This window comes from Paenibacillus sp. WG02 (assembly GCF_055396115.1).
In genome coordinates this window covers 8231811-8252316 of record NZ_AP036016.1, presented here as the reverse complement: position 1 = coordinate 8252316, position 20506 = coordinate 8231811, and the positions used below count along the sequence as shown (strand labels likewise).

Here is a 20506-nt window from a genome sequence, read left to right as displayed (position 1 = left end):
GTGGAAGGAACTTGCAGCACAGCAAATTTCTTTAACGTCATTTTTTTGCGAGACTTACGCAAAAATCACTATTTTTCGACATTTCAATAGGTTATACTAGTTCTAAAGGACTACGTTCGGGTTGACCGTGAACGAGTAGCAGCGTACAGTACTTCGTATTTAGGAGAAAATTATGAGCCAGTCAAGGAGTCAATGAAACATGAATGATGTCAACTTAAATTATGAAGCAAAAGACCGTAGTCATTCAACATTTGAAAACCAGCCTCTTTTACTAGTTCTTAATGATGACCCAGAATTTCTTTCCTTTTACAAAGAACATCTGGAGAAAGAAAACGGGATGGTTATTTTCGAATCGGATAACCAGTCGAAAGCCACGGAACTCTTCTATCAGTTATACCCTGATTATGTCATTATTAACGCAAGCCTTATAGCAGATGATGGCGTTCATGTATTGAATGGATTCGTTCAACTGTGTCAAGATAACCATGTTCCGATCCTGATATCGTTGGATAAGGAAGATTTGAAGCTGTGTTACGCATGTATGGCCTTGGCAGATGATGTTATAGGTTCACGCGTTGAACCCGTTGAATTAGTCACAAGGGTGATCAGAAACTTGAGGAAACGAAACCGAATCTTAGATCAGATTCTTATTGATCCGATGACCGGAATAAAAAATTACAATAATCTTCAACAAGAAGTCGAGCATCAACTTAATGATTTGAAACGCTCCCATGAGCCGTTCGCAATGGTCTATGTACAGGTGGATGATCTCCCTATCGTTCAGGAAACGTATGGCTATGCTATAGGATATCAGTTGGTGAAGGAACTAGGGGGATTTATCCAAAATAGCATCCGACCTGCGGATTCCTTATATCGATTTCATAGAGAAGGATTTGTTCTCGTTCTTCCGAAAACCGTCAAAGAAGATGCTATGAAATTAATGCGCCGGTTGATCGAAAGATTTGCTCAGCTCCGTTTCCAGACAACAGCAGGAGAGATCAGCGGTACCTTTTCGGCTAGGGTGTTGGACTTTATGGATCCCTTACAGACCATAGAACAATGTTTAACACTTATGCCTTTTCCGAAGGATCAGGCTGTTGCCGACAGGAAAGCGTGGGTTATGGACGGGATGGCGACTTTCACCTCCATCACATTGAGGAAGCTGAAAGTCGGAATTATTGATGACGACAGGTTAATTCGTGAAATGTTGAAGCATCAATTAGAGGATATCGCGGATCAAGATTTTGAGGTAGAGATTAGAGCGTATCCGGACGGAGAGGAATTTTTCAACGACCCTTGGCATCGCCAGAATGAACGATTTCTTCTCATTATTGACAGAATCATGCCTAAGATGGATGGTTTGGAGGTTCTGCAGAAGATCCGCACGCAATACGACCGACGCAGGTATTTGTGCATGATGTTAACCAGCAGGGATTCCGAAGAGGAAATCTCAATGGCGATTCAAAGAGGCGCCAATGATTATATGATCAAGCCATTCAGCATTAAAGAGCTGCGCGCCCGAATAAGACGATTAATCCGGGGGACGCGATGATTAATCTCTTCACTGTCATAGCACTCACGGTCGTTTTCTCTCTGCTGTTATGCTTTGTTTATGTATATTTGGTTTTGAGAAAAATAAGGACCAACCTGTTTCAGAAACGGAAAAAGGCATGGCTGGAACAGATCATGAACGAGCTCCAAGAATACTTTGTCGCTGGGAAGAGGAATTATTCCTTAATAAGCCGTCGGTGTCGCCCAATTGAACTTTATCAGTTTGAAGCCCTTGAAGACTTTTTCGGCGATTATCTGAGTAATTTCAAAATCGAGCCTAGTTTTAATCCGGTAAAACCGTTTGTCGAGGAATATTTTGTTCCGTGGTACAGAAAAAGGCTTTTTCATTCCAAATGGAGTACCCGAATGAATACGCTGTATTTCATCGATCTTTTTAAGATTGATAGGATGCAGGACGACTTATTGAAGCTGTTGGAGAGCAAGAAGTGTTCATCGGAAGAGAGATATCAGATTTATCTCCTTTTGGCCGATTTCGGATACGCCCATCTTCAGGACCTGTTCAAGAAATCGAAGGGGCTTCCTCCTTTTCTGTTAAACGAGATGATTAGCCTGGTTATTACTACAGATAATTTCGACAGCTATGTAGATATTTTCTATGATCTCCCTTATGAATGGCAGTTAAGTATGATAGACGTACTTAGAGATAAAAATTTCCGCTCGTTGAAACTTCAAGAATTGTTGGAAAGCTTGTTGAATGCAACCGATCAGGAGAAGAGGGTGCGGGCAACCAAAACAATTGCGAGCCTTGGTTATATTAGCTCTCCTGACGTAATTACGCAGATTATTGATGAGCAGTCCCAAAGGGGAGAATGGCAGAGCCCGCAGTACACGGGGGAAAAACTGATGTATGTCAGGCTCATGGGGAATATCAAAACAGAACGTTTTTTGCAGTATCTAGAGCAGTTCATCAGCGATAGAAGCTATGTCATAAGATCAGAGGCTGCTAAAGCCATTCGAAAATACAAGAATGGAAGAGATATCCTTCTCTCTATTACCACGACACACCCTGACAGTTATGCCAGAAACATTGCTAAGGAATGGTTAGAGAGGAGCATAGATTATGAGTAATTATTGGGATCTTGCTGTTTTTCTCTTCCAGATCGTGAATCAAGTGATCTTTTTTTATCTTGTATTCGTTTGTTTGTTTTATTTTATCCTTTTCTTTCTGGCTTTCAATCGGTTAAAGCGAGAACGTGGCCTTCATAATGTGGAGCCTTATAAGAAAGTCAAAAAATCTGCGTTCACTCCCCCCTTATCAGTTCTGGTTCCGGCTTACAATGAAGAGATAGGAATTATCGGTACTGTGCTGTCACTAGTCACAGGAAGCGGACGATTAGACTATCCCGAATATGAGGTCATTGTGGTCAATGACGGATCTAAGGACCAAACTCTGCAAAAAATGATTGAACGGTTTAAAATGGTACCCTTGAAAGATAAAGTATTTCAAAAACGCAACGGAATCGAAACCAAACCGATCAAAGCGGTCTATAAGTCGGAAATTTATCCTCAATTATTGCTTGTTGACAAAGCAAATGGCGGAAAGTCGGATGCGTTGAACGCTGGCATTAACCTGTCCAAATATCCGTATTTTGCTTCTATTGACGGGGACACAGTATTGGAGCCGGATTCTTTCCTCAAGATTATGAAGCCGATCATAGAAAATACCGAGCAGGAAATCCTCGCCACGGGGGGAAATGTGCTGATTGCGAACGGAAGCACGATCGTTCATGGGCAGATGAAGGAAATGAGGCTTTCCAGGAATCCGTGGGTCATTATGCAAACAATCGAATATATGCGCGCTTTCCTTATGGGGAGAATCGGGTTGAGCCGAAACAATCTCCTTCTCATCATTTCCGGCGCATTCGGGGTATTCAAAACAGCAAGAGTCATTCAAGCGGGCGGCTATAAGTTGGGAACAATTGGCGAGGATATGGAGCTTGTAGTTCGTCTTCACAGAATGAACATCGAGAATAAATGGGGAGCCAGAATCGAATACGTCGCAGATCCAGTGTGCTATACCGAGGCGCCTGAGGATATAAAAATATTAAGAAACCAGCGGGTTAGATGGCACCGGGGGTTGTTCGAAAGCTTGTGGACTCATCGAAAAATGGCTATGAATCCAAAATACGGGGGGATCGGATTAATCGCCATTCCTTATTTCCTTTTTGTGGAATTATTTGGTCCTGTCATTGAAATGATAGGTTATCTTGTCGTATTAATCGGTTGGATCTTGGGGGAAGTCAATATTCTATACTCGTTGGCTTTACTTCTGTTCATGGTTATTTACGGGTCATTTCTGTCCATGGGCTCCGTGCTTCTTGAGGAGTGGAGGCTAGGAAAACATAAGCGGGTATCCGAACTCAATCGCTTATTTTTCTTTGCTTTGTCGGAGGCGTTTTGGTATCGGCCGATTATGACATATTGGCGGGTAAAAGCACTCATGTCAGCGATAATGGGGAAAAAACAGAGTTGGGGCGAGATGAAGCGAAAGGGCGTTTCATCATAGTATCTGGACTTGTTGAACGATCGAAAGAGAAAGTAGGGGGAAGTTTAGATATGGGGTTGTTTAAAGGGAAAAATGCACTGGTAGGCATCATGTTGGTTCTTGTGCTGGGGGTTCTTGCTTATATTGTGCTGCGAGGAGATAAAGATGTAGGACCAATAGTACCTGAAACATCTGTTCAGCCAATATCGACGATAACACCAGTAACCATAGATGGAGTTAAAGTTCCCGCTAAAGTCGGGGGTTCATACATACAGATTAACCATAATGGCGAGTGGCAGGATATGCTGATTAAAGGTGTGAACTTAGGGGCTACTAAACCGGGATTATTCCCTGGGGAAATGGGGATTGCCAAGGCTGATTATTTGCGGTGGTTCAAACAAATGGGGGATATGAATATAAATTCCATAAGGATTTATACCTTGCATCCACCAGCATTTTACGAGGCTTTGCTAGAGTACAATTCGAAAGCGAGCCAGCCCATTTATTTGTTTCATGGCATATGGGTCGATGAAGAGGATATGGTTGCGTCGAAGGATGTATTTATCGGTCATACAGCGGATGACTTTAAGAAAGAAATGCAGAATGTAGTGGATGTCATTCATGGACAAGTCAATCTGCCTGAACGGGCGGGGCATGCCGCGGGTGTATACAAAGCCGATGTCTCCCCTTATGTCGTAGGCTGGATCTTGGGTGTTGAGTGGGACCCGACAGTAGTCGACTCCACCAACAACAAGCATAAGGGCATGGAGAATTATAACGGAAAATATTTTAGGACAGAAAATGCACAACCTTTTGAGATATGGCTCGCGGATAAAATGGAGTCTATCGCCGTCTATGAATCAGATCGCTATCAGTGGCAAAGACCAATCAGCTTCACTAACTGGGTAACAACCGATTTGATGAAACACCCTACGGAGCCTTTGGAAACAGAAGATATGGCTGCCATAAACCCGAATCTCATTAAAGAAAATCCGAGTTATAAAGGGGGATATTTTGCATCCTATCACGTGTATCCCTATTACCCCGATTTTCTCAATTATGAACCTAAATATACCAATTACATCGATTTTCGCGGAGAAAAAAATAGTTACGCCGGTTATTTAAAGGACCTGAAACAAAATCATCAAATTCCCGTTCTGGTTGCTGAATTTGGCGTGCCTTCTTCCCGAGGGATGGCCCATCGAAATATAAGTGGATGGAATCAAGGGAATCATGATGAGACGGAACAAGGGAATATTGACGCGAGATTATTTGAGGATATGACCCGTGAAGGCTTGGCTGGGGGACTTCTTTTTAGCTGGCAGGATGAATGGTTTAAGCGAACTTGGAATACTGCGGAACTGGATAATAGCGACCGCCGTCCTTTCTGGTCCAATGTACAGACCGGAGAGCAGCGTTTTGGGCTGCTTAGTTTTGATGCAGGCCCAGCTGATAAGCCGATTTATGTGGACGGTGAGACTAGCGACTGGGATTTCCGTAAAATCAATCCGATAAAAGTCGCCGATTCCTCCACAAGTACCTCAGGTAATCAAGATGATGAGCAGGCACGCTTGAAGCAATTTTTCGTCACTAGTGATGAAAGCTATGTTTACTTTCGCTTGGATTACATGGACAACGGCAAGCCGTTAGAATGGTCAAAAGTGAATACGATGCTCTTGCTCAATACAATTCCTGATCAAGGCCAACACCGGATTCCAGGTGGTTCCGACCTCTCTACTGAAGAGGGGATTGACTTTGTTATTGACCTGAAGGGAGATAAATCATCAAGAATCTGGGTAGACAGCTACTATGATACGAATTATTTTACCTACGGACATACGTTAAATATGATGCCTAAGTTGGACTATGCTAAGAATAAGGATAATGGCATTTTCCATACGATGCAGTTAGTTCTAAACAGACCCTTGAAGATCCCCAATGTAAACGGGAGGACGATTGATTTACCATTGGAAAGCTACGAAACAGGGGTGCTGCGAACAGGGGACGGAAACCCGAATCATTCGAACTTTAATTCGTTAACGGATGTAGCTCTAAATTCGAAGGATCGTGTATTGGAATTGAGGATTCCTTGGCAATTACTTAATTTTAGAGATCCAAGCAAACACGAGATTACCGGGGACATTTGGGGAAAAGGACTGTCAGCGTCAGAAACCATAAAAGAAATGAAGATGGCGATTGTAACCTATAAAACGGATGGAGCACAACAAAAAGAGGGTCCTGGAGGGCTTGTGATCACATCCACTTATCCGAATGCAATAGAAAGAAAGATCCATTCCTCCGATATGTATCGGTATCAATGGGAAGACTGGGATAAGCCTCAGTATCATGAAAGATTAAAGAAATCTTACTACATAATGAAAGACCTTTATGGGAATATCGCTATAAACCATTAGTTTCGGAATGCCGCTTTTTTGCGCATTTATGAAATCCTTTGCAAACAGAATCCCATACAGTTTGCCGATTATTTTCTATGAATGCAATTAATCAAGTACCCTGACTGTTCCAAGCGAATAACGGCCGTCACTTCTCCTGCCGTCGTTAGCGAAGTCCACTTCCGGTTTGCCAGTTTGCAGGTTGAGGATCGCAGCGTTGACCTTATAGTTTCCAGGCGCAAGGTTCTTAGGAATTGGCAATGTGCCCGTTACATCCCTTTCTCCTGGAAGCCATTCGCGAATATCTATGGTTGACCGCATTTGGGAGACGATGGCTCCCTGTTCATCAGTTAGGGAAAGCTCCAAGGGCCAAGCAAAGTAAAAGGGGGCTACTCCTCTGTTGATCATGTTAAGTTTGACATGCAGCGAGTTTCCCGTATGAATATCCCTTTCGTGAGATTCCTTTACAATGACAAACCGATAACCAATGGTTTTCAAAAATCGGTCAATATTCGGCTGAAGGCTGCCGCCGAATGGCTCTTGAGAAGGAGCGCTGGGGCCGAGCCAGCTTACATGCGTCAGCTTCGACTGTAACAGGGTTTCCTCAATACGAGCGTCATTGAAGTAATTTCCACCAGACGTAAACTCTCCGCCGCTGGGCGCCAATTTCCAGAAATCCGGCATGGCTGGCTGATTATTTTGAGTAAGCCAAGACTTATATCCGTAGGTGTACCATTGCAGAAACCCGTCAATCGTTGACTTGTGTGAGCCAAAAGCGTCATTAAACAACCCGAGCCCATGCTTCAATGCGATTTCATGAGGCCTTCTCATCATCAGTCGTTTTTGGTCGAAATAATGCAAATAATGCTGGACGTATTGATCGGAAACATCTTCTTTGGGAAATTCGATTGGTGTGTTTCCTTCGTTATTGGTATGCCACTCGCCCCAGTGTCCAACGCTGCCCAGCTCGATAAAAGCAATTTGCGAATCGTTGTTATAGCGGTTTCCTAAAGCTTGGATCAGACGTTCGTGGTTTTCGATCAGAGTAAGATTATTATAGTCGGGGCTAAATCCCTTCCCATAGCCAGAATCGTACTGAACCCCCTTTTCGCCGATTTCTTTAAATAACCAGTCCGGAATATCTTTATGCGGTGTATGACTTGGGTAATCGAGAACCACTCTGAGAATAAGGGATACACCCTTTTCCTTCCATAGTGCAAATTGAAATTTTTTTTCAATCGCATCAAATGCATACTCCCCTTTTTCCGGTTCCAGATCAGCCCATGTCAAATTTGCATAAGCTAGCCGAAAGGGCTGCTTGGCTTCATTATCTCTTGCATCTATAACAAGCCCCATAAAGGGATTATTCAGAACTTGATCCGTTTCCGAAGGAAAGTAAGATACTCGGTGTATAACTTCCATTGCCATAAGTTTTCGGTAGCCGAATACGCACAATATCCCTAGAACAAGGCTAAAAGCAATAAGCACACGATGAAGACGGAAATTCATGAGATATACCTCCTTCATGATGAACTATCAAGTAAAATCGAAAGCTCTATAAGGCCTCTGCTTCGCATGTATGACTAGCTGATAATCTGAATGGTTCGAGTCGCATTCTCCCATATTACGGTCGCGCCAAGCGCTTCTCCAACGAAGCGCAGCGGTACGTACATGCTTCCCTGATAGAGGATCGGAGGAGCATCAAGTTGAATCTTCTTGCCGTTTAGCAGTGCCTTCTCGCTATCGCGAGTCAGGCTGATTGTCCGATTTCCTTTTATGGCTGTTACTGTTTGTGTCTCCTGATTCCAGACTACCTTTGTATTCATAGCCTCGAAGATCGAACGAAGCGGAACGAATGTGCGGTTGTTCATAATTTCTGGACGTTGTGGAAAAAAGCGCTCCTTGCCATCGATGATGAGACGAGGGGCGTTTATTTTTTCGCGTACGGCAAGAATGCCGAGGCTTGGTGACGTACAAAAGGCGTCTCCTGAAGGCGCAACCTTGCACATGAGCTGGCTGTCAGGTGCTTGCAGAAGCAGCTTGTAGCGCTCATTCCCGTTGTGGTCAAGCGAATACCAACTGCCGTTGTTATCCTGAAAATAGATATGCTCGGCAGCATCATATTGAAGGGTGCTTGGACGAATCTGATTGGACTCAGGAAGGGAGTAGGTCCAGCGTTCTTTTTGATCTTCGAGCAGGGTCAGGCTTCGCTCAGTTGCTTTCAAATTTAGCGAAATCGACGGCTTCACGGCTTCGGGGAGCTTCGCGCTTGGCTTAACCTGCAGCCGCTCTCCGCTTGGCAGGACAGATTGCCACTGACCATCGGACTGGTAATAGGCGGTGCTGTCATTAGCGATAAATAGCTTTTGAGGAGAAGAGTTCTGCAATCTCCAAGCGACCTCAAATTGGTCTGCGCCCTGAAGAGAGGCGTTAATTGGCTCTGTGTTTGACGTAATTTGCGAACGGAATTGCAGCATTTCTATATCCGGATTACGGATTTCTGAAGGGGAGTCAGCCCCTAGAAGGAAAATGATAGGTAGGGATGCAATAAAGGGAATCCACCGCATGTTCTCATCCTCTTCGAAGTAAATTGAAACGGTGGCAATAGGTTACACCGGATTTCTACTTCTAATATAGCAAGAATACTGGTTGATTTAAATCAATTTCAAACTAATGCGTACAGCTTGGTGAGTCCAATCGCCGACAAAGTCAACTTAGTTAACATCGATTAATTTTGAAATTATCTCTTACTCTATGAAACTTCACTAAGAAAGCGCTGCCTGTTAGTTTACTTAACAAAAAAATAAAAAATGTTTGACAACAGATAGGTGAGTTGTTAATATTTAATTATTAACATCACTGGAATAAATAAAAGCTGATAGCTAAGTTATTGCCTTTTATAGGTCTTATTTTTCTATCTATATGATTATTTCATTGTTTTATTTCGAAAATTAATAACATCTGTGGAATAATTGGCTTCATAACAGCATAAGACCACGAAATTAAACGCAAAAGAGGGGAAGACGAAATGGATAAAACATTAGTTGAAGAGTATCGTGGAGGTGCTTTGGAATGCGTGCATAGCGGGCATATTTGCGGAGTCTCAATCTCAGGTGCTGTTAAGTACGCAGTAGGGGATGTAGAGTCATTAACATATTTAAGGTCATCCGGGAAACCATTTCAAGCTATTCCTGTCATTCGGCATGGTGCAGACAGAAAGTTTGGACTTTCTGATAAAGAAACGGCTATTATGATCGGGTCCCATCGTGCGGAGACCTTCCATGTTGAAGCGTTGGAATCCATGCTAACCAAAATTGGAGTGGGAGAGGAAGCGCTTGTCTGTCACCCCACTTACCCCTTAAGTGTGCCTGCTTCAGAAGCGATGCTTAGAGCACACAAGCCTAAACGTTCGATTTATCATAATTGTTCTGGGAAGCATCTTGGCATTCTTGCATTGTGCAAAACAATGGGATATCCAACCGAAGGCTACTTTGAACCTGATCATCCTGCTCAAATCGAGATCGTAGACACGCTCGCTTACTTATCTGAATGTCCTAGAGAACAAATTCACATTGGTACAGATGGTTGCGGATTTCCGGTGTTCGCTATTCCTCTTAAGCATTTGGCGATTGCTTTCATGAAGCTGGCCTGTCCCGAGGTGATTGAAGATCTTGAGATTCGATCCGCTGTTATCCGAATAACCGCTCTAATGAACGAGCATTATGAGATGATTGCCGGTTCAGATCGAATTTGCTCCAGTCTACTTATGGATCCCAATATTGTCGCTAAGGGCGGAGCGAAAGGCGTGTACTGCTTTGGATTGAAAAAAGAAAAGCTTGGTTTCGCACTTAAAGTGATGGATGGTTCTGAGGATGAGTGGCCGATCATTACGGCATCCATCCTTGAGCAAATTGGTTACAGCAACCAAGAGACGATTGACCGTATGTATCAACTCACGCCAACTGACATTACGAACGATAATCGTAAGATTGTTGGAATGAACAAAGCGGTGTTTACTTTAGAAACTGTGTAAAAACCCAGGCTTAGTTACTAAATTATGTTGGAGAAGCTATCTTCAGCAAGATTTTATAACATAGATCAAATTACAGGAGGGGTTATAAAATGAAGAAAAAAGCTACGATTCTAGCCTTATGTACCAGTCTTGTACTTACTTTTGCCTTAGCAGGCTGCTCTACGAATAGCGGGCAAAATGATGCAGCAAAAGCTACCGGAGCCGCAGGCGCCAAAGAAGCCACAGGCAAGAAAGCGAAAATCTCGTATCTCGATCCGCTTCCAAGCCCGGAGAGAACAGCGCTTATGCAGGGGCTTTTGAAGAAATTTCAAGAGAAAAACCCGAATATCGAAGTTGAATATACGTCTGTTCCTTGGGATGATGCGAATAAGAAATGGATGACCATGGGCGCAGCTGGCATTCTTCCTGACGTATTGAGTATTGATGACACTTCCTTAGTGGCGATGGCTTCAGCTGGTTATATTGAGAACTTGCAACCCTTTTATGACAAATGGGATCAATTAAATAATTTGACGGAAGCCACTAAGCAAGCGAGAAACAAATTCAAAGGCAATGTCTATGCGATTCCAGATGGATTCTTGTTGCAAGGCTTATTTATTAGAAGCGATTGGTTTAAAGAACTGAATATGCCCGAGAATATTGCGACATGGGATGATTACTTTAATCTAGCACAAAAATTTACAGATTCTGCGAAAAACAGATACGGTATCTCCTTTAGAGGAGGAGCCAATGGTGTTATTCGAGCCATGGAATATGTGATGGCGGCAGTTCACTCCGACAGTTGGTTTGATAAGGATGGCAAATCGATTTTGTATAAACCTGAAGCACAAGCTGCCTTTAAGAAATTCTACGATGTTTACTTAAACGGGAATGCTCCCAAAGAGTCTGTAAACTGGGGCTTCAACGAAATGGTTCAAGGGTTCTTGAACGGTCAAACGGCTATTTTAAATCAAACGCCTGAAGTTATTATTACAGCTCAGAAAAATATGAAAGAAGGCACATGGAACGTCGTTCCAATGCCAAAAGCAGATGACGGAAAACGCTATATCTTCTGGGGTTACACCGCTGCTTATGCTATGTCTTCCAAATCACAAAATAAAGATGCTTCTTGGAAGCTAATCGAATTCTTAAGCTCTCCTGAGAACAACCTAGCGTACAGCATCAAAAATTCTACGATTCCTATTTACAAAGAAAACCTGAAAGATCCGTTCTTCAGCAAAGGTCCTATTGCTGGGTATGCGGGTTCTATGGCGGATTCCAACATTGTGTTTGCCGGCCCTCCGAGCCATTTAGCGAAGCTTGGTCAATTTACGGGAACGTTCGCTGTGGAAGAAACGCAAAAATATTTGACAAAAGCGCAATCGCTCGAGGATACTGTTAAGCATCTTGCAGATTTTCTAACAAAAGAACAACAAGCTTATATGAAGGAAAATCCATAAAATAGAAGGCAGATAACCGGGGACACGGATGAATCCCCGGTTATCTATTCTAAGTATTGAAAAGGCGGGGAGAGAAAGCATGCTGAAAGCAATTCGATGGAAATCATTCGAGCCCTATTTATTAATCGCTCCTGCTGTTCTAATTATTCTAGCTTTTTTTGCTTATCCATTACTCTCAGGACTTAAGCTTGCATTTATGCATTATGTCTTATTTGAACCGGGGAATATCCACTTTTCAGGTTTTGAAAATTTTAGCGCTTTGCTGACCGATAAGAATCTCCCTCAAATATTAGGCAATTCCTTGCTTTGGGTCATCTTAACGGTAGGTTTGCAATTCGTGCTTGGATTTATTTTGGCACTAGCGCTAAATAAACAGTTTAAAGGGAAAAACATCTACCAATCTATTGTTTTCCTGCCTTGGGCTGTGTCTGCTTTTTTAATCGGAATGATTTTTAAATGGCTGTTTAATGAACAGAATGGGCTTATTAATTACTTATTGGTGAAACTCGGAATTCTGGAAAAAGGCATCCCCTTTTTGGCTATTCCACATGTCTCTATTTTCCCAGTCATCGCTGCAATGGTATGGTATGGAGTGCCTTTTTTCGGGATTATGATTCTTGCTGCTCTGCAAAATGTACCTAAAGACATCTATGAATCTGCGGATATGGATGGGGCAGGCCGAATGACCAAACTGTTTCGAGTTACGATTCCTTATATCAAACCGACGATTATTATTACCTTGCTGCTCCGAGTGATTTGGGTATTCAATTCAGCCGATTTGATCTACATCATGACCAATGGGGGGCCAGCGAATACTTCTCACAACTTGCCTTCCTATATATTTAATAAAATCTTTTATACGACCGACTACGGGCAAGCCTCCGCTTTGGGAATTATGATGCTAGCGATTCTTATTCTTTATACGTTAATTTTCTTGAAGACGACTAAATATGATGATGCAGGTGATTTCTAATGGCCTCCTATGTTCGGAATGCAACCCCGACCGTTTCTCGAGTCATTGCGCTAACCTTGTTCCTAATCGGTGCTTTGTTTCCTTTTTATTGGATGTTAGTCACTTCTTTAAAGGATAGACAAGAAATTTATAGCGGGCAGCTAACGCTTTGGCCCCGGAATTTAACGTTTTCGAACTATATAGACACTTTCCAGAATTCTAGCTTTCCGCACTATTTTATGAACAGTTTTATTGTAAGTATGAGCAGTTCAATCCTGGTGTTGATTGTATCCATTCTAGGTGGCTATAGTATGGCTAGACATTCATTTCGAGGCAAGAAGTTATTTCTAATATCTTTTTTAGCTACTCAAATGATTCCTGTGATGGTCATTCTAGTCCCGCTTTTCATTTCATTCAGCCAGTTGCACTTGTTAAATAAACTGCCTTCGTTGATCATTACGTATACGGCCATGAACATTCCTTTTTGTTTACTGACGATGTCCAGTTTCTTTCAGAGAATTCCCGTATCACTTGAGGAAGCGGCTCTTATTGACGGATGTAATAAGTTTCAAACGATGATCAAAATTATTCTGCCCATTATGCGGCCCGGAATTGTTGCTACTCTTGTATTTGCATTTACAGGCGCGTGGAATGATTTGTTTTTCGGGGTTATGTTTACGAATAGCGAAAGCACCAAAACCGTCCCTGTAGGACTAAGCAGTTTTGTACAAAAATTTGATATTAACTGGGGTCAAATGAGTGCAGCGGGTATTTTATCCTTAATTCCGGTTGTGATTATGTTCGCTTTTGCCCAAAAATACATTGTGTCAGGTCTTACAGAAGGTGCAGTCAAAGGATAACGACATCAATTGGTGAAGCGGAGAGACTTTGAGCTACGCTCAAAGATCCCTATATTAGGAGGAGATTTATGCTGCTGGAAGTTATTGCAACTACCGTAAGGGATGCTTTATTGGCCGAACAGAGCGGAGCGAATCGTATCGAGCTCATAACGGGGATTCTGGAGGGCGGCTTAACGCCTAGTTATGGCTTAATTGACGAAGTCGTGCACAGCACGAACATCCCTGTTCAGGTGATGATTCGCCCGCATAGCCAATCTTTTTGTTATGACCAGAGAGATCTGGGCGTGATGATAAAAGATATACAGACAGTTAAACGGATAGGCGCTCATGGCATTGTACTTGGGGCGCTTACTCCAGACAGCAGCATTGATCACGAGGCGCTGCGCCGATTATTAGATGAGGCAGAAGGGTTGTCTGTGACTTTTCATCGTGCATTTGACGAAGTGAGCAATCTGGAGAAGGCTCTAGAGGAACTTCTATCTTATAGCCAAATTGATCGGGTGCTCACATCCGGAGGAAAGCCAAACGTGCTTGATGCGCAAGAAGAAATCAGACAGCTTGTTAAAAAAGCGGAGCATTCTCACCTGCAAATTTTGGCCGGAAGCGGCTTGACGGTAAGTTCAATTCCCTCCTTCCTGCAATCGACAGGTGTGAAAGAGATTCATTTCGGTAGAGGCGTGCGAGTGGATAATCATCCGTTAAATGAGATCGATATGGACAAAATAAAAGCAATAAAAAATATAAAGATAGATCATGTTGCTAATGGTTGACTGCGGTGTAGTAGCTTGATAACATGAATTTATTAACATGGGTGGAATAAAGAAGAGGAATCCAAGTGAATGAAAAAAATTGAGAAACATGACCAAGATGTGATCAGACTCCACAATAAGCAGATGATTTTGGAAATCATTAAAAAGCGTCGGCCCATCTCCCGTGCGGAAATCACCAAAATCACCAAGTTGAGTCCTACATCTGTTGGACGCATCGTAGCTGAGTTATGTGAACAAGGATTGGTGAGGGAGACCGCGTTAACCTCGGTTGGCGTTGGACGTAAGGCGATTATGTTAGATATCGATCCCCAGGCGGTTTATACCATTGGAGTGGACATCGGTAAAAAGGCGATTAAGTTCGGCGTTATGGAGTTCAGCGGCGAACTTCTCCATGAGGAGCGAGTTGAGCATATCGCTTTGCAAACAACCCCTGAAGCTACGGCCGCCATCATTTCAGAAACCATAAACTTGATGATTGCGCATAAAAATCTCGACAAGTCTAAAATCATTGGCATCGGTATAGGCGTGCCCGGCGTGATCGACCATGAACGGGGAATCGTTCAATATTCGTCGACCTTGGGTTGGCGAAATATCCCTTTCGCCCAGTTCATCCAGGACAAGCTGCATATTCTTACAGTCATTGACAATGATTTGAAAGTGAAAATCCTTGCTGAGTATTTACTAGGTTCCGCGCGCGGCTCGAGAAAGACAGCGTTGATCGAGCTGGGCACCGGAGTCGGCTCCTCTTTGATCATCGATGGCGACATTTTCCGCGGGGGTTCAAACAGTGCCGGGGAGTTAGGGCATACAACGCTGGATCCGAATGGCAACATGTGCGAATGCGGCAAAAGAGGATGTCTGCAAACGTATATCGACGAGTCGGCTATTCTGCATGAAGCCAACCGAATCAAGGAGACTGCCGATATCCAGCAGCTGTTCGCTGCGGCACAGAATGAAGAGAACTGGGCCCAAGATATTATCTCCAGAACTTCGCTTTACATTGGCATAACCATAAACAACATCGTCTGCATGTACAATCCCGATGCCGTCATTTTGTGTGGTGATTTGGTGGAAAATTACAGTGAGATTGTCCCTTTAATCGAAGAACAGTGCGGGCAGGTGGTATGGGAACCTTTTCGTGACACCTTCAAAATCCTGACTTCCGAGTTGAAGAACAAATCGATCGTTGTAGGCGCAGCCATGTTAGTGATGAATAACTATGTTGATAAGGTTTAAAATAAAGCGTTACGGATCTTTGTGGCTGCAGCCCCATGTTCGTAACGCTTTTTTCTATTAATTAGACTTCTAAGGGCCTGCGCTTTTTCCTTTGAATTCCTTGTGCACGAAGTGTTTTGATCGATAAAATAATGCCCGTGATCGTTAGGAAGATCATACTAATCGCCGCTATATCGACAAGCCACTTCACATTGGTATTCCCGATTTTCCCCTCATGAAGTCCCTTGATGAACCCTGTCAGACTATTGGCTCCATCCTGATCTGGGCCGGGGCCGTTAAATGCAGGTCTATTTCCCTGCCTAGCTCCAGCTGTTCCTTGGTCGCCTGCGGCAGGAGGAGTCATTGAATTGGAGGATTGAGACATAGCCCCAGGAGGTCGCATTTCTGTTTCTCCCGAGCCTGTCAACCACTTCTCTGATAAGAGAAGCCCCGTAATTGATTGAATCAAAATAAAAACCGAGCAAATCAGGCCAATCCATAAATGCAGTTGACGTGTTCTTTTCATGTGAAACCCACCTTTTCCAAATTTGTTGGTAATAGATGTAAGTATAGAGGCTTATCCTGAAAAAAATCTGAGGCTTAGCTGAGGGAATGCTGAGTGTAGTTAACGCAAAAAAACCTACTTATGCACAGTTGCATACAGTAGGTTTTTTCAATATATTGCTTGGCAGTCTGATTTAAGCCACAGGCTTTCTTATTTAGCTGTTTTGACGACGGGAGCCGGAGAAGCGGTAGCTTTCTCCGTCGGAGCTTTCTGCTTGCCGATAAACAAGCTGAGCGGCAGCGCGGCTAGCACGATGAATGTGGCCAGCAAGTAAACATCATTCACGCTCATGGTGAATGACTGCATCCCGATCACAACCTTATCCTTCAAACCGCTGCTGGCCAAATCCTTGGCATGCGTAGCTGTTTGAGTTGAAAGGACAGAAGTGAAAAGGGCAATAGCGAAGGAGCCGAACACGTTTCGTACCCAGTTGCTGATCGAAGTCGCATGACCAGACAACGTTCTCGGAATCTGCTCCATACCAGCGTTGCTCGATGGCATAGTGGCAAAGGCGATCCCAAGGTTCCGAACGATCATCCAGAACACGATATAACCGCGAGATACATCGACACTTAGCCAGCTTAGGGTTAATGTCCCTATGGCGATTAAGGAAATTCCGATGAAAATGAGAATTCGCGGACCTACAATACTATATAGTTTGCCCACAATTGGCATGCTTAATGCCATCACAAGTGAGGCAGGAAGCAGGATTAAGCCTGTATCAAGCGGCGTCACGTGCTGAATATTTTGCAGAAATATAGGAGTCAAAAAAGTGCCTGAGTATAAACTAATCGTGACAATACTAGAAATAATTAGTGTTAATGTATAGCGTGAATTAGATAATACACGAATGTTCAACAGCGGTGTTTCTACGCGCAGTCTCTCCAGATGAAGAGAAGAAGAACGAGAATACCGGTCGCAAACAATCCAATCACTTTACCTGACGTCCATCCCCAAGCATGACCTTGAGAGAAAGCGACGAGTAAGGAAAGACTGCTGACGATGACCGTTAATAAGCCAAGTAAATCGAACTTTTTCGGTACTGAAAGACGATAGTAAGGAATCAATTTAAATACAAGAAGAATGGCAATGATACCGACAGGCACGTTCATAAGGAACAACCAATGCCAGCTCCAATTTTGCAATAGCCATCCGGCTAAAGTAGGTCCAATGGCAGGAGCCATCATGGCAGATAAGGACCAAAGGGAAATCGCAATCGGCTGTTTTTCCCGCGGTATAACTTGGTACACAATGGTCATCGTCGCGGGCATGATGAGTCCGCTGAAGGCGCCCTGCGCAATGCGGAAAGCAATGAGAGAAGGGGCGTCCCAGGCTACCGCGCATAAAAAGGAAAACACCGTAAAGCCCGCAAGTGCCGTGGCATAGAGCAGCTTATAGCTAAACCGCTCACCCAAATAGCCTGTAATGGGAGCGATCGTACCGCTAGCGAGCATGAAGCCTGTAATTGTCCATTGAATTTTGCTTAAATCTGAATGAAAATGATCACTTAAAATCGGTATTGCAATATTTATTGTACTCATACTCAGGATCGCAACGAACGACCCGAAGAAAATGGCTATCATGATCGGCCAAAAACGTACCTGCTGTAATTCATCCTTGCTCAAAGTAATACCTCCACTCTATCCATTGATCTTATCTGTAGTATTCTCTATAATTTGAATGAAAATTATCATACTACCAAAAGAGTGTATATGTCAATAATGACATAACAAAGGAGTGACTATGAATACCCTTTCATATGGCTTGCTAAGCCTTTTAACCAAAAATTCCCGAACGGGCTATGAGCTAACGCAGACCATTCAGCCATTCTGGCAAGCTAAGCATAGTCAAATCTATCCTCTCCTCGCCCAATTAGAGCAGAAGGGGTACGTTGAATTTGTGCATGTTCCTCAGTCGGATAAACCGGATAAAAAGGTGTATTCCTTAACGGATAAAGGCCGGGAAGCACTCCAGCATTGGATTGCACAGCCTACAGATGAGCCCGTCGTCAGGGATGAGTTGGCACTGAAGGTATTCTGCATTGGCCTTGTAAACAAGGAACAAGCGCTGAAAGTACTTCATGAGCGTGAGGTATACTACCAGAAGAAGAAAGAGAAGTTTGCACAATCTTTTGAACGAATTAAACAAGATAGTGTTAAACCGCTCGAGGAACTGGAGATCCATGATCCGTTATTCGGGCTCTATGTGCTGATCCAGAAAGCAACGCTGAAAATAGATGCAGACTTAGTCTGGTGCGAATGGATGAAGTCAAGGCTGAAATAATAATGTAACGAGTTTAGATTTATTTAAGAATTCATTTAGCGGGGTTTTAGACTTGAGAGATAAGATAGCAGAAGGAGTGAGGAACATAAACGGGGGCTGTATATGAGTAAAAAACTAGGAATTTTCTTTGTGATCATCATTATTGGCGTGGCGATAGCCGCGATATTTCCCTATGTCACCTTGAATCCAGCCGACAGCCGAGTCAAGCTAAATACGGCATTTTCCCTACACTATACGGTACTGGTTCTACATATTGGATTCGCGTTCGTTGCGCTTGTTAGTGGTTTATTTCAATTTCATAAGCGCTTCCGGCGGACCAATTATTCGGCATGGCATCGGGCTTTGGGCCGAGTGTATGTGGTCAGCGTTATATTGGGAGGTCTCTTGGGACTTGTTATGACCTTGTATATCGAAAGTTTTACGAAAGCCATGGCATTTCTAGTGCTTAGTCTACTTTGGTTATTTACAACCTGGAAAGGCTTCCGCTACGCTGTCCAGAGGCAATTTGACGAGCATCGTGTATGGATGATTCGCAGCTACGCCATTACACTCGTCGCCACATCGGCAAGATTGGTTGTCCCGATCTGTATTTTGCTGTACATCGCAATGCAGGGGTTCCATCTTCCCGCCGGCGGTCGTGAGCAAATGGTCGCTGACATTTTAGAAATAAATATTTGGATCGGTTTGCTTATCAATCTTATTGTAGTGGAATGGTTCTTGTTAAGACCTCGGAGAGATAAGGGACCACTAAGATAGCCCCATTTTAAAGTTCGTTTAGGATATTTTCTTTAAAATAATGCGTAGGATATCTTCCGTTTCCAAATCATCCGTACTAATATGATCCTCAAAAACAGGGTCCTTTAAGGCGGCCACACACTTGTCCACTTGCTGAAATTGCCATCCCCCGGCTCATCGCCACGTTTGGTTAAACGTCTATGCAGTGTATCCGCGGCAGCGCTAAGGCAGAAATGAAAGACATTTTTGTCTATTCCTTTGAATCCATCATAGATATAGTCAAAATTTTGACGTTTATAAATCGTCATTGGCACGATGAGATGCTTGTTGTATGTCGATTTCAACTCAGCGGCAGTCTTGACCGTAAGAACCCTCCACAGCTTCATATCTTGAAAATCATCCGTTCGCTCATGGACGAGTCGATCCTCTACAGTAACAAGCTTTCTAAGCATATAACCGATTTCTTCCGGGTCAAAAATCATGCTGTTTGGGATGAAGGGAAGTAGCTCATTAGCAGCTGTCGTCTTCCCTGCTCCAAAAGCTCCATTGATCATAATGATCATGTTATTCCTCCTTATGTCAGATCCCCGCCAACTTCCTGAATGACCGTTTGGATCTTCTGCAGCCGGATATACTCGGACTTTTCTAGCTGAGGCCGGAAATAGGCGTACAGATAGGCGGCGTCATGGAATTCCAGACCCGGGTAGCAAACAACCTCTTGTACCACTTGAGGGTTATCCATAATAACCTGCCACTCGCCTTTGCGGTCTGTTGGAGTTATGGTAGATAAGACATGCTTTTTTGCTGCTAAGGTAGCATGAAGTTCAGACCAAATGCATTCCCACGAGGGGCTGAAGTTAACTGGCTCAGGGAACAGACGGCTTGCTTTGGCAATGGTTTGCTCAATGCCCTCGATGTCAGCATCTCCGGCTGTTTTGATCTCCTCCGTCATGCCATCTAACAGTCGGCGGAACCCGGAGTATCCCTCGGAGAGGACTTCGTTTTGAAATGCTCTTTCTGTTTCAGCGGTGGTAAGCGTTTTGAAATCTGCGTATGTAGGATTGGCCATATAGGTTTGTACCCCCAAATCGTTTCCTTTTCCCAAAAATGTATCATAATTTTTTTTCCAATAAAAGCCTTTACATATTAAAATGCCCTTTTTGGTTTAAATTCAGTTTATAAATGTCCCTTATGCTGATTTCAT

The 20506-nt window shown here is 43.4% G+C and carries 19 protein-coding genes; 12 read left to right on the top strand and 7 right to left on the bottom strand.

The window, feature by feature from the left end; translation table 11 throughout:
- Positions 1-199: 199 nt before the first annotated feature.
- The 4 genes from ACBP55_RS37400 to ACBP55_RS37385 are packed head-to-tail and all read left to right on the top strand — an operon-like array spanning position 200 to position 6471.
- Positions 200-1552 carry a response regulator gene (locus tag ACBP55_RS37400; RefSeq protein ID WP_464648614.1) on the top strand — a complete coding sequence of 451 codons (1353 nt, stop codon included), beginning with the start codon at positions 200-202 and terminating at the stop codon, positions 1550-1552.
- A complete protein-coding gene (locus tag ACBP55_RS37395) occupies positions 1549-2640 on the top strand; it encodes a HEAT repeat domain-containing protein (protein ID WP_464648612.1) in 1092 nt (363 codons plus the stop codon). The genes ACBP55_RS37400 and ACBP55_RS37395 overlap by 4 nt, the downstream gene beginning before the upstream one ends.
- The gene (locus ACBP55_RS37390) at positions 2633-4078 is read left to right on the top strand and encodes a glycosyltransferase family 2 protein (RefSeq protein WP_464648610.1); all 1446 of its coding nucleotides are present in this window, start codon (positions 2633-2635) and stop codon (positions 4076-4078) included. Before ACBP55_RS37395 ends, ACBP55_RS37390 begins: the two co-directional genes overlap by 8 nt.
- Before the next feature lie 50 nt (positions 4079-4128).
- Positions 4129-6471, top strand: a complete 2343-nt coding sequence (locus ACBP55_RS37385) for a hypothetical protein (RefSeq protein WP_464648608.1) — start codon at positions 4129-4131, stop codon at positions 6469-6471.
- Between the two features lie 87 nt (positions 6472-6558).
- Here ACBP55_RS37385 and ACBP55_RS37380 read toward each other — a convergent pair whose 3' ends face one another.
- Positions 6559-7959, bottom strand: coding sequence for a DUF4832 domain-containing protein (locus ACBP55_RS37380; protein WP_464648606.1), 1401 nt, complete (start codon positions 7957-7959; stop codon positions 6559-6561).
- A gap of 74 nt (positions 7960-8033) precedes the next feature.
- On the bottom strand, positions 8034-9017 hold the full coding sequence (locus ACBP55_RS37375) for a copper amine oxidase N-terminal domain-containing protein (RefSeq protein ID WP_464648605.1): 984 nt from the start codon (positions 9015-9017) through the stop codon (positions 8034-8036).
- Positions 9018-9478: 461 nt separating this feature from the next.
- Between ACBP55_RS37375 and ACBP55_RS37370 the strand changes: the two genes are divergently transcribed.
- From ACBP55_RS37370 to ACBP55_RS37345, 6 genes are all read left to right on the top strand, one after another.
- Positions 9479-10483 (top strand): asparaginase, encoded by a 1005-nt coding sequence (locus ACBP55_RS37370; RefSeq protein WP_464648603.1) that lies wholly within the window; start codon positions 9479-9481, stop codon positions 10481-10483.
- Positions 10484-10572: 89 nt separating this feature from the next.
- Positions 10573-11922 carry an ABC transporter substrate-binding protein gene (locus tag ACBP55_RS37365; protein WP_464648601.1) on the top strand — a complete coding sequence of 450 codons (1350 nt, stop codon included), beginning with the start codon at positions 10573-10575 and terminating at the stop codon, positions 11920-11922.
- A 79-nt stretch (positions 11923-12001) separates the two neighbouring features.
- Complete coding sequence (locus ACBP55_RS37360; RefSeq protein ID WP_464648599.1) at positions 12002-12895, top strand: carbohydrate ABC transporter permease; 894 nt, start codon at positions 12002-12004, stop codon at positions 12893-12895.
- Positions 12895-13734, top strand: a complete 840-nt coding sequence (locus ACBP55_RS37355) for a carbohydrate ABC transporter permease (protein ID WP_464648597.1) — start codon at positions 12895-12897, stop codon at positions 13732-13734. Before ACBP55_RS37360 ends, ACBP55_RS37355 begins: the two co-directional genes overlap by 1 nt.
- Positions 13735-13802: 68 nt before the next feature.
- Entirely contained in the window at positions 13803-14504 is a 702-nt protein-coding gene (locus tag ACBP55_RS37350; protein ID WP_464648595.1) for a copper homeostasis protein CutC, read from the top strand.
- Between the two features lie 69 nt (positions 14505-14573).
- Positions 14574-15740: an ROK family protein gene (locus tag ACBP55_RS37345; protein WP_464648593.1), complete on the top strand. Its 1167-nt coding sequence runs from the start codon at positions 14574-14576 to the stop codon at positions 15738-15740.
- Between the two features lie 61 nt (positions 15741-15801).
- Here the strand turns inward: ACBP55_RS37345 and ACBP55_RS37340 are convergent, their stop codons facing one another.
- From ACBP55_RS37340 to ACBP55_RS37330, 3 genes are all read right to left on the bottom strand, one after another.
- The gene (locus ACBP55_RS37340) at positions 15802-16245 is read right to left on the bottom strand and encodes a PepSY-associated TM helix domain-containing protein (protein ID WP_464648591.1); all 444 of its coding nucleotides are present in this window, start codon (positions 16243-16245) and stop codon (positions 15802-15804) included.
- A gap of 189 nt (positions 16246-16434) precedes the next feature.
- Positions 16435-17142: an MFS transporter gene (locus ACBP55_RS37335; RefSeq protein WP_464648590.1), complete on the bottom strand. Its 708-nt coding sequence runs from the start codon at positions 17140-17142 to the stop codon at positions 16435-16437.
- Between the two features lie 11 nt (positions 17143-17153).
- Positions 17154-17909, bottom strand: a complete 756-nt coding sequence (locus tag ACBP55_RS37330; RefSeq protein ID WP_464648589.1) for an MFS transporter — start codon at positions 17907-17909, stop codon at positions 17154-17156.
- A 118-nt stretch (positions 17910-18027) separates the two neighbouring features.
- Between ACBP55_RS37330 and ACBP55_RS37325 the strand changes: the two genes are divergently transcribed.
- Together ACBP55_RS37325 and ACBP55_RS37320 are read left to right on the top strand one after the other, a co-directional pair.
- The gene (locus ACBP55_RS37325) at positions 18028-18567 is read left to right on the top strand and encodes a PadR family transcriptional regulator (protein ID WP_464648588.1); all 540 of its coding nucleotides are present in this window, start codon (positions 18028-18030) and stop codon (positions 18565-18567) included.
- Positions 18568-18669: 102 nt separating this feature from the next.
- Positions 18670-19323, top strand: a complete 654-nt coding sequence (locus tag ACBP55_RS37320) for a DUF2306 domain-containing protein (protein WP_464648587.1) — start codon at positions 18670-18672, stop codon at positions 19321-19323.
- 104 nt (positions 19324-19427) lie between these two features.
- On the opposite strand, the gene ACBP55_RS37315 is transcribed toward ACBP55_RS37320, so the two are convergent.
- A complete protein-coding gene (locus ACBP55_RS37315) occupies positions 19428-19865 on the bottom strand; it encodes an AAA family ATPase (RefSeq protein WP_464648586.1) in 438 nt (145 codons plus the stop codon).
- An 11-nt stretch (positions 19866-19876) separates the two neighbouring features.
- Positions 19877-20371, bottom strand: coding sequence for a hypothetical protein (locus ACBP55_RS37310; protein ID WP_464648585.1), 495 nt, complete (start codon positions 20369-20371; stop codon positions 19877-19879).
- Positions 20372-20506: the final 135 nt, after the last annotated feature.